The organism is Ferrovibrio sp. GW821-FHT12B10 (assembly GCF_058807515.1).
In genome coordinates, this window is record NZ_JBXAQT010000001.1 from 1,283,169 (window position 1) to 1,295,712 (window position 12,544).

Here is a 12,544-nt window from a genome sequence, read left to right on the forward strand (position 1 = left end):
GTTATGACCGACGATCTCGACTGGCTCGAAGCCCAAAGCATCTACATCCTGCGCGAAGCCTATAGCCGCATCAAACCCCTGGCCATGCTGTGGTCGCTGGGCAAAGACTCCAACGTGATGATCTGGCTGGCCAAGAAGGCCTTCCTCGGCCGCGTGCCCTTCCCGGTGGCGCATCTGGATACCGGCCTGGAATTCCCCGAGACCTATGCGTTTCGCGACCGCTTTGCCAAGGAATGGGGCCTGGATCTGATCAAGGATGCCTGCCCGCCGATCGAGGCCACCGATCCGACCCTGCCGCATAACTCGCGCATCGCCGCGCGCAAGACCCTGGGTTTGAAGGAGGCGATCTCCAAGTATGATTGGAAGGGCGTGATCGCCGGCATCCGCCGCGACGAGCAGGCGACACGCGCCAAGGAGCGCTATTTCAGCCCGCGCGGCGACGATGGCGCCTGGGACTTCCGCGACCAGCCGCCGGAGCTGTGGGATCACTTCGCCTCCGATCTGCCGCCTGGCGTGCATATGCGCGTGCATCCGCTGCTGCACTGGACCGAGATCGACATCTGGCGCTACATCCAGCGCGAAAACATCCCCGTGGTGCCGCTGTATTTCGCCGACAAGACCAACAAGCGCTTCCGCTCACTGGGTGAGATCGGCATCACCTTCCCGATCGACAGCCCGGCCCGCACTATCGAAGAGGTCATTGCCGAGCTGGAAATCACCCGTGAGCCCGAACGCGCCGGCCGCGCCATGGACCACGATTCCGAAGACGCCTTCGAACGCCTGCGCGTCGCCGGCTATATGTGAGCGGAGCCAGTATCATGAGCGTCGTCGATATCGCCGTGCATCCGAAAGCGGCCGCCCAGAAGGCCAGCGTCATCAAGGGCCGGGCCTTTCCCATCGTCATCGTCGGCCATGTCGACCATGGCAAGTCGACCCTGGTCGGTCGCCTGCTACATGACACGGACAGCCTGCCCGAAGGCAAGCTGGAGCAGTTGAAGGCGGTTTCGGCCAAGCGCGGCTTGGAATTCGAATGGTCCTTCCTGCTCGATGCGCTGCAGGTCGAGCGCGACCAGGGCATCACCGTCGACACCACGCAGATCTGGTTCACCACGCCGCGCCGCCGCTACGTGATCATCGACGCGCCCGGGCACAAGGAATTCCTGAAGAACATGGTGACCGGCGCCGCCCAGGCCGACGCCGCCATCCTGGTGGTGGATGCGGCCCAGGGCCTGGCCGAGCAGACCAAGCGCCACGCCTATCTGCTGCACCTGCTGGGGATTCGCAAGGTCGCCGTCGCCGTCAACAAGATCGACCTGATCGGCCATGACGAGGCCCGTTTCAACGCGGTGTCCGAGGCCGTGCGCGGTTACCTGGCCGATATCGGCATCGAGGCGGCGGCGCTGGTGCCGGTCTCGGCGCGCCAGGGCGACAATATCGTCGACCGCTCGCTTGATACGCCCTGGTATCAGGGCCCGACGCTGATCGGCGCGCTGGATGCCTTCACCCCGCGCGCCCAGCCGGTCGACCAGCCGCTGCGCCTGCCGGTGCAGGATCTCTATCGCTTCGAGGACAAGCGCATTGTCGTTGGCCGCATCGAAAGTGGCCGCCTGAAGGTCGGCGACCGGATCCGCTTCGCGCCGCTTGGCCGCGAGGCCACGGTGGCGACGCTGGAAGCCTGGAGCTCGGCCGGCGCGCCGGCAGCACGCGAGGAAGCCTTTGCCGGCGAAAGCGTCGCCTTCACGCTGGATGAAGAGGTCTTCGTCGAGCGCGGCGCGCTGGCCAGCAGCCCCGACAACCGCCCGCGCGAGGCCAACCGCATCACCGCGCGGCTGTTCTGGATGGATCGCGAGGTGCTGAAGAAGGGCGACCGCCTGACGTTGAAGATCGGCACCGCCGAACGCGAGGTCGAGGTGGAAGCTATCACCGAGGCGCTGGATGTCGAGACGCTGGGCAGCGCCGATGCCACCCAGATCGACCGCAACGGCGTGGCGCGCGTGATCCTGCGCAGCCGCAAGCCGCTGGCCGTCGATCTCTACGAAACGCAGCCACGCACCGGCCGCGGCGTGCTGATCCGCGGGCCGCAGATCGGCGGCGGCCTGATCATCGAGGCGGCCAGCAACCAGCAGGTGGCCAACGATATCGTCGCCGTCGATTCCAGCGTGACGCCTGAAGACCGTGCGCGCGCCAACGGCCATCGTGGCGGCGTGCTCTGGCTCACCGGCCTGTCCGGCTCGGGCAAGTCCACCATCGCCATGGCGGTGCAGAGCGCGCTGTTCGCGCAGGGCCGCCAGGTCACCGTGCTGGATGGCGACAACCTGCGTCACGGCCTCAACCGCGACCTGGGCTTCAGCGATGCCGACCGCAGCGAGAATATCCGCCGGCTTGCCGAAGTGGCCGGCCTGCTGGCCCAGAGCGGCCTGATCGTCATCGTCTCGGCGATCTCACCGCTGCAGATCCATCGCGATCTGGCGCGCGGCATCATCGGCAGCGGTTTCCGCGAGATTTTCGTGCAGGCCGATCTTGCGACCTGCGAAGCGCGCGACCCCAAGGGCTTGTATAAGCGCGCCCGCAAGGGTGATATCGCGCAGTTCACCGGCGTTTCCGCGCCCTATGAAGCCCCCAGCCGTGCCGACCTGGTGCTCGACAGCAGCACGCGCCCCTTGGCGCAGACCGCCGCCGATCTGCTACACTATGCCGAAGACGCCTTCACCGGCACTTCGGGAACCTGATCGCCGGCCGATCCGTATCTTTCGTCGACTGACCTGCACAGGAGAGACGACATGCGACGCGTCATAGCCCTTCTTGCGGCCGGCCTGCTGGCCACGGCCACGTCCGCCGCCTCTGCCCAGAGCAGTGTGACCCTGCTCAACGTGTCCTACGACCCGACGCGCGAGCTGTACCAGGACGTGAATGCGGCGTTTTCCAAGGCATGGGACGCGCAGAACAAGCAGAAGCTGACCATCCGCGCCAGCCATGGCGGCTCGGGCAAGCAGGCGCGCTCGGTGATCGACGGCCTGGAGGCCGATGTGGTGACGCTGGCGCTGGCGTCCGACATCGACGAGATCGCGGAGCGCGGGCTGCTCAGCACCGACTGGCAGAAGAAGCTGCCCGATAACGCCTCGCCCTACACCTCGACCATCGTCTTCCTGGTGCGCAAGGGCAACCCCAAGGCCATCAAGGACTGGGACGACCTGATCAAGCCCGATGTCAAGGTGATCACGCCGAACCCGAAGACCTCGGGCGGCGCGCGCTGGAACTACCTCGCCGCCTGGGGCTATGCCGCCCGCAAGACCGGCAGCGAGGAAGAGGGCAAGAAGTTCGTGCAGACGCTGTTCAAGAACGTCCCCGTTCTGGATACCGGCGCACGCGGCAGCACCATCACCTTTGTCCAGCGCAATCTGGGCGACGTGCTGCTGGCCTGGGAGAACGAGGCTTTCCTGGCGATCAATGAGCTGGGCAAGGACAAGTTCGACATCGTGGTGCCCAGCATCTCGATCCTGGCCGAGCCGCCGGTGGCCGTGGTCGACAAGGTGGTGGACAAGCGCGGCACCCGCAAGGTGGCCGAGGCCTATCTGAACTTCCTTTACACCCGCGAAGGCCAGGAGATTTCAGCCAAGCATTACTACCGCCCGCGCAATGTGGAGGTGGCGGCCAAGCACGCCGATACCTTCCCCAAGCTCAAGCTGTTCACCATCGATGAGCAGTTCGGCGGCTGGGCCAAGACCCAGAAGGCGCATTTCGGCGATGGCGGCGTCTTCGATCAGATCTACAAGCCGGGCAATTAAGTCGATCATGGCCTCCGGTCTCTCGCGTATTCCCTTCAAGCCCCAGCCCAGCGTCATCCCCGGTTTCGGGATCACGCTGGGTCTCAGCCTGTTCTGGCTCTGCCTGATCGTGCTGGTGCCGCTGGCCGGGCTGTTCCTCAAATCCGCCACGCTCGGCTGGGACGGCTTCTGGACCACGGTGAGCACGCCGCGCGTGCTGGCCGCCCTGCGCCTGAGCTTCGGTGCCTCGCTGATCGCCGCCGCCATCAATGCCGTCTTCGGCTTGCTGGTCGCCTGGGTTTTGGTGCGCTACGAGTTTCCCGGCAAGCGCGCCATCGATGCGCTGATCGACATTCCCTTCGCGCTGCCCACCGCGATTGCCGGCATCGCGCTCACCACGCTCTGGGCCGAGAATGGCTGGCTCGGCAGCCTGGTCGCCGATTACGGCATCAAGGTCTCCTTCACGCCGCTGGGCGTCGTGCTCGCGCTGGTTTTCATCGGCCTGCCCTTCGTGGTGCGCACGGTGCAGCCGGTGCTGCAGGATTTCGATCGCGAGGTGGAAGAGGCGGCCGAAAGCCTGGGCGCCACGCCCTGGCAGGTATTCAGCCGCGTGATCTGGCCCAGCATCCTGCCGGCCACGCTGACCGGCTTCGCACTGGCCTTCGCGCGCGCGCTCGGTGAATACGGCTCGGTGATCTTCATCGCCGGCAACCTGCCGATGGTGTCGGAGATCGCGCCGCTGCTGATCGTGATCAAGCTGGAGGAGTTCTCCTATGGCGGCGCGGCCGCCATCGCCGCCGTCATGCTGATGGCCTCGTTCACCCTGCTGCTGGCCATCAACGCCCTGCAGCGCTGGGCCGAGCGGCGCGAGAAGCGGAGGTAGCCATGGCGGGGGCGGCAATCGCGGGCACGCGCAACCAGGCGCGGCGCATCGAACGGCCGGGCGCGGCTTTGTGGCGCTGGTCGCTGATCAGCATCGCGCTGGTCTTCATTTTCGGATTTATCCTGGTGCCGCTGGTGATGGTCTTTGTCGAGGCCTTCCGTCAGGGCTGGCAGGCCTATATCAGGGCGCTGACCGATCCGGACGCGCTGTCGGCGATCTGGCTCACCCTGGGCACCGCGCTCGTCGTCGTGCCGCTCAACCTGGTCTTCGGCCTGCTCGCCTCCTGGGCCATCGCCAAGTTCGAATTCACCGGCAAGAGCTTCCTGATCACGCTGATCGACCTGCCCTTCTCGGTCTCGCCCGTCATCTCCGGCCTGGTCTTCGTGCTGCTGTTCGGCCTTCAGGGCTGGCTGGGCCCATGGCTGCGCGACCACGACCTGAAGATCATCTTCGCCCTGCCTGGCATCGTGCTGGCGACCACCTTCGTCACCTTCCCCTTCGTGGCCCGCGAGCTGATCCCGATCATGCAGGAACAGGGGACCACGGAAGAGGAAGCCGCGATCTCGCTGGGCGCATCGGGCTGGCAAACTTTTTGGCGCATCACCCTGCCGAACGTGAAATGGGCGCTGCTCTATGGCGTGCTGCTGTGCAACGCACGCGCCATGGGTGAGTTCGGCGCCGTCTCGGTGGTGTCGGGCCATGTGCGCGGCCTGACCAACACCATGCCGCTGCATGTCGAAATTCTCTACAACGAATACAATTTCGTGGCTGCCTTTGCCGTTTCCTCGCTGCTGGCCCTGCTTGCCATCGTGACACTGGCGGCCAAGACGGCGCTGGAGTGGAAACTGGCGCGCAGCACTCGGCCGGACAAGGACTGACCCATGCAGATCGAAATCGCCGGCGTCAGCCGCCAGTTCGGCAGCTTCCAAGCGCTGCGCAGCGTCGACCTCACCATCAAGAGCGGCGAGCTGGTGGCGTTGCTCGGCCCGTCAGGCTCGGGCAAGACCACCTTGCTGCGCCTGATCGCCGGGCTGGACCGCCCCGACGCAGGCGACATCCGTTTCGATGGCAAGAGCACCGCCAAGCGCCCGGTCGGCGAACGCCATGTCGGCTTCGTGTTCCAGCATTATGCGCTGTTCCGCCACATGACGGTGTTCGAGAATGTTGCCTTCGGCCTGCGCGTGCGCCCCAAGAAGGACCGCCCGAGCGACGAGGACATCTCGCGCCGCGTGACCGAGCTTCTGCAGCTCGTGCAACTCGACTGGCTGTCCGACCGCATGCCCTCGCAGCTCTCGGGCGGCCAGCGTCAGCGTATCGCGCTGGCGCGCGCGCTGGCCATCGAGCCGCAGGTGCTGCTGCTGGACGAGCCTTTCGGCGCACTGGATGCCAAGGTGCGCAAGGAGCTGCGGCGCTGGCTGCGCCGCCTGCACGAGCAGCTCGGCATGACCTCGGTCTTCGTCACCCATGACCAGGAAGAGGCGCTGGAGCTGGCCGACCGCGTGGTGGTGATGGACCGGGGCCGCATCGAACAGGTCGATACGCCGGTCGCGCTCTACAGCAATCCGAAGACGCCGTTCGTCAGCCACTTCCTTGGCGATGTGAACGAGATCGACTGCAATATCGTGGCCGGCCGCCCGCATGTGCCGGGGCTGGACACCTCCGTGCTGTCGACCGTGCATCTGCCCAACGGGCCGGCGCGGCTTTACGTGCGGCCGCATGACATCAACGCCGAGCCGACGACGGACGGCAAGGCGGTGATCCGCTTCATCTCGCCGGTCGGCGCGCTGGTGCGCAGCGAGGCCGAACTGCCCGATGGCCGGGTGGTGGAGGTGATGCAGCTGCATGACCGCTTCGCGCTGCGCCCGCTGCAGCCGGGCGACCGCGTGACGCTGACCGCCAAGCGCGGCCAGGTCTTCCCCATCGATTGAATGGGGCGATTGAATGGGGCGATTGATTACATGCGGGTGACGGCGCTGGTCCGCCACTGATAGCGGCCGGCGCGGAAGGCGCCGAAATGCTTGCCGATATCGGGATGGTTGACCGGGCCTGAGTCGGAGTCCGACAGCAGGTTCTGTTCGGACACATAGGCCACGTAAGGCCCCTGCGCATTCTCGGCCAGCAAATGATAGAAGGGCTGATCCTTGCGCGGGCGCAGATCGGGCGGAATCGCCTGCCACCATTCCTCGGTATTGTTGAACACCGGGTCGACATCGTATATCACGCCGCGAAACGGGAACAGGCGATGCTTCACCACATCGCCGATCGCAAACTTCGCCTCGCGCTCGCGGCTCTTTTCCGCCATTACATCCTCAAATCACTGCACGGCCGGCTCAGTAGGTCGCCCGGCCGCCGCTGACGTCAAATACCGCGCCCGTGGTGAAGGAGTTCTCGGCCGACAGCAGCCAGGCCACCATGGCGGCGATCTCCTCCACGGCCACGAAACGGGCACGGGGTATCTTGGACAGCATATAGTCGATATGGGTCTGCGTCATCTGGTCGAAGATGGCGGTTTTCGCGGCCGCCGGGGTGATGCAGTTGACCGCGATGTCCAATCCGGCCAATTCCTTGCCCAGGGACTTGGTCAGTGCGATCACACCGGCCTTGGCGGCGCTGTAGGCGCTCGCATTGGGGTTGCCCTCCTTGCCGGCGATCGAGGCGACATTGACAATGCGGCCGTATTTCTGCGCCTTCATCTGCGGCACCACGGCGCGGCAGCAATGGAACACGCCCGTGAGATCGATATCGATCACCTGCTGCCAGGCATCCAGCGGATAGGCATCGACAGGCGCATTCGGCCCGGCGATGCCGGCATTGTTGACCAGCAGGTCGATGCCGCCCAGCGCCTTCACAGTCTCTGCGGCCGCCGCTTCGATGCTGGACCAGTTCGTAACATCGGCCTTCACCGCGATGACGGTGCCAAGACCGGACAATGCCTGCGCCGTCTTCTGCGCCAGCGCGACATCCATGTCCCAGATGGCAACCGACGCACCCGATTGCAGCAGGCGTTCGACCACCGCCCGGCCGATGCCCTGCGCCCCGCCGGTGACCACGCCGCGCTTACCCTTCAACTCGATCTGATTCATCGTTTCTCTCCCGTTTGCGACAGGCTAGCAGAAGCCGCGCCCCTTTTCACAGGGCCACACGTTTTTAGATATCTGGGCATTCCGGCGTGGCCGGCCTAGTCTGGCCGCATGGGAGGGGCGATGTCGAACACGCCCGAGATAACAGACGACCGGACCTGGCCGGCGGTGCTGCCGCCCGCGCTGGTGGACTTCCTTGCCTGGTGGCGCGCACTCCGGCAGGCGGCTGGCGCCGTCCCGCCCAAGCATGCGGTCGATCCGCTGCTGATCCCCCGCCACCTGCTGCCCCATATCGGCCTGGTCGAGGCGCAGCCTGGCGGCAGCCTGACTTCGGACGCCCGGCTCAACCTGCGCTTCCGCCTGCTCGGCACAGGCCACCGCCGCGCCACCGGGCGCGACTACAGCGGCCGCTGGTTCGATGAACTTTATACGCCTGAACAGGTTCTGGCTTTCGAGCGCGAATACCGCGCCATCCTGCTGGGTGGCGAGCCGACCTTCGCGCGGCGCTCCTCGCTGAAGCAGAATCGGGAATTCATCATGTTCCAGCGAATTCTCGCACCCCTGCTTGATGAGGCCGGCCAGCCGCGCCATGTGATCGGCTACTGGCATTGGGAGAATCTGGAACCGTGACGACAACACCCGACAGCGTGCTCGACTTCTGGTTCGACGGGAAGCCCAAGGATTTCCGCAAATGCTGGTTCGAGAAGAGCGACGCCTTCGACGCGCAGATCGCCGAACGCTTCGGCATGGCAGTGGAATCGGCGCTCGCTGAAGGCTTCGCCGACTGGGCCGAGACACCCGAAGGCGCGCTGGCGCTGTTGATCCTGCTCGACCAGTTCCCGCGCAACATGTTCCGCGGCCAGGCCAAGGCCTTTGCCGGCGATGCGCGCGCCCGCATCGTGGCGCGACAGGCGGTCGATCGCGGTTTCGATATTGCCTTGCCGCCGGTGACGCGGCTGTTCTTCTACCTGCCGTTCGAGCATAGCGAACACCTGCCCGACCAGGACCTGGCGCATCTGCTGTTCTCGGCGCTGGACAAGGAACTGCCCGGCCAGGACCTGGCTGGCTGGGCCGAGAAGCATCGCGTCGTCATCGCGCGCTTCGGCCGCTTTCCCCATCGCAACGCGGCGCTGGGGCGGCAGAGCTCAGCGGAAGAGATCGATTTCCTTAAGCAGCCCGGCTCTTCATTTTAGTCAGCGCCGACAGCTTGAGTGACGGCGGCGGCGGCGGCACCAGCTCGGGCGACGCCGGCACACGCATCAGCCGCAGCTGCGGCGGCTCGCTCAGTGCCAGCGCCGCAATGAACTGCGAGACCAGCGCCGGGTTGTCGGAGAAGGTGACAGCGCCGGCCTTGCGCGCGGCGTGCAAGCTGGCGGTGCCGATCACCACACGGGTCAGCGTGTCGAGATCGGCCTGGATCACCAGATCGGTCTGGAAGCCCATGTCGGTGTAGCAGAGCTCGACCGCGCCATCGCGCAGAATCACCCACCAGGTTCGCAGCTTGTGGTCGCGCTTGGGCACATTGCGGAAATCGAACTGCAGCACGCAGCGCGCCGGCAGCGCCGTCTGCACCAGCAGCAGGTCGCGTACCGAGCGCATCAGGTAGCTGACATTGCGGTCCTTGTCGTCGAGATAGGGCAGCCGCCAGGTGCTGCCCCATTCGGCCAGCATGTTGATCATCGGCCGCAGCGCGTTGCCACTCTCGGTCAGCCGGTAGACATGGCCGCGCTTGCCGGGTTCGGCCGTGCGGGTGATCAGGCCAGCCAGCTCCATTTCCTTGAGGCGCTGGGCCAACAGGCTGCGCGGCATCATCGGCACGCCGTTCTGGATATCGCTGAAGCGCTCGCGCCCCTTCATCAGCTCGGTGAGCAGCAGCGGCGTCCAGCGCCCGGCCACCACTTCGGCAGCCTTCGCCACCGGACAGAAAATCCCATAGCCTGTTGTCATCGTGGCACACTTACCCTGGGTCGTGGAAATGCGGCGAGTTCAATTTATGAACTATCTCTTTGGCGTATGTAGCAGGCATGGTCCCGCCTCGCCAATGACTCTTCAGGATGAGTGACCATGACCGCCAACGCAAATATTTCCCGGATTTCCGCTAATGACGACCTCACCCAGAAGGTGCAGGCGCTGGCCCTGGGATTCGCCGCCACCGCCGCCGGCCATGACGCGACGGACTGCTTCGCAGCCGACAATTTCGCCCAGTTGAAAGCCAACCGCCTCTTCTCAATCGGCATCCCGACCGAGCTGGGCGGCGGCGGCGCCAGCTATCGCGAGCTGGCCGACATGCTCGGCATCGTCGCCCGCCAGTGCAGCGGCACGGCGCTGGCCTTTGCCATGCACACCCATCCGGTCGCCATGCTGGTGCGGCGCTGGCGCAACGATCCAGCCGCCGTCGAAGCCCCGCTACGCAAGATCGCGGCCGAAGAGCTGATGCTGCTCTCCACCGGCGGCAACGACTGGCTGGAAGGCTCGGGCACCGCCAAGCAGGTCGAGGGCGGCTATCACTTCTCGGCGCGCAAGCGGTTTGTCAGCGGCTGCGAGGCCGGCAACCTGATGATGACCATGGCCATCTGCGGCAACGAAGTGCTGCACGCGGCCATCCCGATGAGCGCCAAGGGCATCACCATCGAGAAGACCTGGAAGACGCTGGGCATGCGCGCCAGCGGCTCGCATGACGTGGTTCTCGACAATGTCTTCGTGCCGGAAGGCTCGATCTCGGCGCGCCGTCCCGCCGGCGTATGGCATCCCTTCTTCCACCTGGTGTCGCTGGTGGCCTTCCCGCTGATCTACAGCGTCTATCGCGGCGTGGCCGAACGCTTGCGCGACGAGGTGGTGAAGGTCGCCCATCGCCGCCGCAACGACGGCGACGCGCAGCTGCAGGTCGGCGCGATGCAGAAGGCGCTGGCCACCGCGGTGGCGGCGCATGAGCAGATGCTGGCGCTGGGCGCGACGGCGACGCCGGGCCCGGATGTCACAGCGCAGATCATGACGCTGAAGGGCATCGTCTCCGACAACCTGATCGCGATGGGCAACCTGGCCATGGATGCGGCCGGCGGCGCCGCCTTCTATCGCGACACCGGCATCGAGCGGCTGTTCCGCGACCTGCAGGCCGCACGCTACCACCCGCTGACCACCCTGCCGCAGCAGCGCCTGTCGGGCCGGCTGGCGCTGGGTCTGACGGCCGACGGCCAGGCGGCGTGATTCCCTCCGGTGCCTGACTGACGGAAAAGCCGCGTAGCTGCCCTGATCAGCTACGCGGCTTTTTCAATTTCTGCACCTGCTTGTGCCGGAAGCAGTCGGTGGTGTGGTCGTTGATCATGCCCACCGCCTGCATGAAGGCATAGACGATGGTGGGGCCGACGAAGGTGAAGCCGCGCTTGCGCAGATCCTTCGAGATCGTCTGGCTGAGCGGCGTTTCCGCCGGCACCTGCTTCTTCAGGTCCCAGGTGTTCTGCAGCGGCTTGCCGTCGAGATACTTCCACAGATAACCCGAGAAGCCGCCCTTCTCGTGCTCCATGATCTCCAGCCAGCCGCGCGCATTCGCCACCGTGCCGTGGATCTTGGCCTTGTTGCGGATGATGCCTTCATTCTGCATCAGCGCATCCAGCTTCTTCGGCGTATAGCGCACGATCTTTTCGGGCACGAAGCCGTCGAAGGCTTTGCGGAAATTGTCGCGCTTGCGCAGGATGGTGATCCAGCTCAAGCCGGCCTGGAAGCCATCCAGGATCAGCTTCTCGAACAGCGCGCGGCTATCCCATTCGGGCACGCCCCATTCGGTGTCGTGATAGTCCATGTACAGCGGATCGGTGCCGCACCAGGTGCAGCGGCAGCGGCCGTCATGGCCGAGGTTGGAGGCATCTTTGCTCATGCTGGTCTTCTTATGACTTCGCTTCGGGAACGGGCCCGGCATAGTCAGGCCGCTCGGCTTTCAGCGCAATCCCCGCCGCATCCAGATCTTGCGATGTCATTGCATCGAGCCGCAGCAGCGCCAGACCGGTGCCGCCGGCACTGGACCGCAACTGGCCGACCTCCTGGCCGTTCGCCGTGATCGCGGTGCCCGCCGCCGGCAGATCCGCATCCGCCCGCACGCGATAGAGCTGCTTCTTCACCAGGCCACGATACTTGGTTCGCGCCGTCAGCTCCTGGCCGATATAGCAGCCCTTCCTGAAATCGACGCCATGCAACGCTTCGAAATGGTTTTCGAGGAGAATGCCTTTCTCAACTTCAATATCGCGCGCGCCGTCGGGCACGCCCAGCGCCAGGCGATGCGCCTCGTAGGCGGCGAGAGTCACAGGCGGGAAAGCCGGCTCGACATCGGGCGGCAGCCACAGGCGCCAGCCCATGGCGGGCAGGCGCGGATCGGCGAACAGGATGCCGCTCACCGCCGCCGGCTGCATGCGGGCATCGAACAGCGCATAGCCGCGCCAGCCATCCAGCGGCGCGATCTCCACCTTGGCGCGCAGGCGATAGAGCGTCAGGCGGCGCTGCAGGTCGGGCAGGCGCTCGGCCGCCACGTCGATCAGCAGGCCATGCTCATCGGCCGTGACGAAAAAATCATGCAGGAACTTGCCCTGCGGGGTCAGCAGCGCGGCATAGACCGCGCGGCCCGGTTCCACGCCAGTCACCTCGTTGGATACCAGGGCGTTGAGGAAGCCGGCGGCCTCGTCCCCCCGCAGGCCCAGCAGGGCCCGGTCGGACAGCACGGCACAGGTCGGATTCGCCATAAAACCTCCAGAATCGACCCCTCTGAGGTATGGGAGCGACGACCGCTTGGCAAGCGGCGCTTGCTTGGCAAAAGCCGCCCCGGCACCTAT

The 12,544-nt window shown here is 65.6% G+C and carries 14 protein-coding genes; 9 read left to right on the forward strand and 5 right to left on the reverse strand.

Going from position 1 to position 12,544, the window contains the following annotated elements; genetic code table 11:
* The first annotated feature begins 3 nt into the window (after positions 1-3).
* The 6 genes from cysD to AC1RRT_RS06535 are packed head-to-tail and all read left to right on the forward strand — an operon-like array spanning position 4 to position 6,575.
* Positions 4-804 (forward strand): sulfate adenylyltransferase subunit CysD, encoded by an 801-nt coding sequence (gene cysD, locus AC1RRT_RS06510; RefSeq protein WP_493012962.1) that lies wholly within the window; start codon positions 4-6, stop codon positions 802-804.
* A gap of 14 nt (positions 805-818) precedes the next feature.
* Positions 819-2,729: an adenylyl-sulfate kinase gene (cysC, locus tag AC1RRT_RS06515; protein ID WP_493012963.1), complete on the forward strand. Its 1,911-nt coding sequence runs from the start codon at positions 819-821 to the stop codon at positions 2,727-2,729.
* Between the two features lie 51 nt (positions 2,730-2,780).
* Positions 2,781-3,785, forward strand: coding sequence for a sulfate ABC transporter substrate-binding protein (locus AC1RRT_RS06520; protein ID WP_493012964.1), 1,005 nt, complete (start codon positions 2,781-2,783; stop codon positions 3,783-3,785).
* Between the two features lie 7 nt (positions 3,786-3,792).
* Positions 3,793-4,647, forward strand: coding sequence for a sulfate ABC transporter permease subunit CysT (gene cysT, locus AC1RRT_RS06525; protein ID WP_493012965.1), 855 nt, complete (start codon positions 3,793-3,795; stop codon positions 4,645-4,647).
* Positions 4,648-4,649: 2 nt separating this feature from the next.
* Positions 4,650-5,525 carry a sulfate ABC transporter permease subunit CysW gene (cysW, locus tag AC1RRT_RS06530; RefSeq protein ID WP_493012966.1) on the forward strand — a complete coding sequence of 292 codons (876 nt, stop codon included), beginning with the start codon at positions 4,650-4,652 and terminating at the stop codon, positions 5,523-5,525.
* 3 nt (positions 5,526-5,528) lie between these two features.
* A complete protein-coding gene (locus AC1RRT_RS06535; protein ID WP_493012967.1) occupies positions 5,529-6,575 on the forward strand; it encodes a sulfate/molybdate ABC transporter ATP-binding protein in 1,047 nt (348 codons plus the stop codon).
* A gap of 26 nt (positions 6,576-6,601) precedes the next feature.
* On the opposite strand, the gene hspQ is transcribed toward AC1RRT_RS06535, so the two are convergent.
* The gene (gene hspQ / locus AC1RRT_RS06540; protein ID WP_493012968.1) at positions 6,602-6,949 is read right to left on the reverse strand and encodes a heat shock protein HspQ; all 348 of its coding nucleotides are present in this window, start codon (positions 6,947-6,949) and stop codon (positions 6,602-6,604) included.
* Between the two features lie 28 nt (positions 6,950-6,977).
* Complete coding sequence (locus AC1RRT_RS06545; RefSeq protein ID WP_493012969.1) at positions 6,978-7,730, reverse strand: SDR family NAD(P)-dependent oxidoreductase; 753 nt, start codon at positions 7,728-7,730, stop codon at positions 6,978-6,980.
* A 120-nt stretch (positions 7,731-7,850) separates the two neighbouring features.
* On the opposite strand from AC1RRT_RS06545, the gene AC1RRT_RS06550 reads away from it, so the two are divergent.
* Both AC1RRT_RS06550 and AC1RRT_RS06555 read left to right on the forward strand, forming a co-directional pair.
* Positions 7,851-8,357 carry a PAS domain-containing protein gene (locus AC1RRT_RS06550; protein ID WP_493012970.1) on the forward strand — a complete coding sequence of 169 codons (507 nt, stop codon included), beginning with the start codon at positions 7,851-7,853 and terminating at the stop codon, positions 8,355-8,357.
* On the forward strand, positions 8,354-8,920 hold the full coding sequence (locus AC1RRT_RS06555) for a DUF924 family protein (RefSeq protein ID WP_493012971.1): 567 nt from the start codon (positions 8,354-8,356) through the stop codon (positions 8,918-8,920). The genes AC1RRT_RS06550 and AC1RRT_RS06555 overlap by 4 nt, the downstream gene beginning before the upstream one ends.
* On the opposite strand, the gene AC1RRT_RS06560 is transcribed toward AC1RRT_RS06555, so the two are convergent.
* The gene (locus AC1RRT_RS06560; RefSeq protein WP_493012972.1) at positions 8,895-9,674 is read right to left on the reverse strand and encodes a winged helix-turn-helix transcriptional regulator; all 780 of its coding nucleotides are present in this window, start codon (positions 9,672-9,674) and stop codon (positions 8,895-8,897) included. The two genes, AC1RRT_RS06555 and AC1RRT_RS06560, sit on opposite strands and share 26 nt — an antisense overlap.
* Positions 9,675-9,791: 117 nt before the next feature.
* On the opposite strand from AC1RRT_RS06560, the gene AC1RRT_RS06565 reads away from it, so the two are divergent.
* Positions 9,792-10,931, forward strand: coding sequence for an acyl-CoA dehydrogenase family protein (locus AC1RRT_RS06565; protein WP_493012973.1), 1,140 nt, complete (start codon positions 9,792-9,794; stop codon positions 10,929-10,931).
* Between the two features lie 46 nt (positions 10,932-10,977).
* Here the strand turns inward: AC1RRT_RS06565 and AC1RRT_RS06570 are convergent, their stop codons facing one another.
* Both AC1RRT_RS06570 and ygfZ read right to left on the reverse strand, forming a co-directional pair.
* Positions 10,978-11,598, reverse strand: coding sequence for a DNA-3-methyladenine glycosylase I (locus tag AC1RRT_RS06570; RefSeq protein WP_493012974.1), 621 nt, complete (start codon positions 11,596-11,598; stop codon positions 10,978-10,980).
* 10 nt (positions 11,599-11,608) lie between these two features.
* On the reverse strand, positions 11,609-12,454 hold the full coding sequence (gene ygfZ, locus AC1RRT_RS06575; RefSeq protein WP_493012975.1) for a CAF17-like 4Fe-4S cluster assembly/insertion protein YgfZ: 846 nt from the start codon (positions 12,452-12,454) through the stop codon (positions 11,609-11,611).
* Positions 12,455-12,544: the final 90 nt, after the last annotated feature.

Excerpts from the sequence above, each read along its gene's own strand:
- ygfZ (WP_493012975.1), bottom strand. The coding sequence starts at position 12,454 with ATGGCGAATCCGACCTGTGCCGTGCTGTCCGACCGGGCCCTGCTGGGC.
- AC1RRT_RS06550 (WP_493012970.1), top strand. The coding sequence starts at position 7,851 with ATGTCGAACACGCCCGAGATAACAGACGACCGGACCTGGCCGGCGGTG.
- AC1RRT_RS06565 (WP_493012973.1), top strand. The coding sequence starts at position 9,792 with ATGACCGCCAACGCAAATATTTCCCGGATTTCCGCTAATGACGACCTC.
- AC1RRT_RS06545 (WP_493012969.1), bottom strand. The coding sequence starts at position 7,730 with ATGAATCAGATCGAGTTGAAGGGTAAGCGCGGCGTGGTCACCGGCGGG.
- hspQ (WP_493012968.1), bottom strand. The coding sequence starts at position 6,949 with ATGGCGGAAAAGAGCCGCGAGCGCGAGGCGAAGTTTGCGATCGGCGAT.
- AC1RRT_RS06560 (WP_493012972.1), bottom strand. The coding sequence starts at position 9,674 with ATGACAACAGGCTATGGGATTTTCTGTCCGGTGGCGAAGGCTGCCGAA.
- cysW (WP_493012966.1), top strand. The coding sequence starts at position 4,650 with ATGGCGGGGGCGGCAATCGCGGGCACGCGCAACCAGGCGCGGCGCATC.
- AC1RRT_RS06520 (WP_493012964.1), top strand. The coding sequence starts at position 2,781 with ATGCGACGCGTCATAGCCCTTCTTGCGGCCGGCCTGCTGGCCACGGCC.
- cysD (WP_493012962.1), top strand. The coding sequence starts at position 4 with ATGACCGACGATCTCGACTGGCTCGAAGCCCAAAGCATCTACATCCTG.
- AC1RRT_RS06570 (WP_493012974.1), bottom strand. The coding sequence starts at position 11,598 with ATGAGCAAAGATGCCTCCAACCTCGGCCATGACGGCCGCTGCCGCTGC.
- AC1RRT_RS06535 (WP_493012967.1), top strand. The coding sequence starts at position 5,529 with ATGCAGATCGAAATCGCCGGCGTCAGCCGCCAGTTCGGCAGCTTCCAA.
- cysT (WP_493012965.1), top strand. The coding sequence starts at position 3,793 with ATGGCCTCCGGTCTCTCGCGTATTCCCTTCAAGCCCCAGCCCAGCGTC.
- cysC (WP_493012963.1), top strand. The coding sequence starts at position 819 with ATGAGCGTCGTCGATATCGCCGTGCATCCGAAAGCGGCCGCCCAGAAG.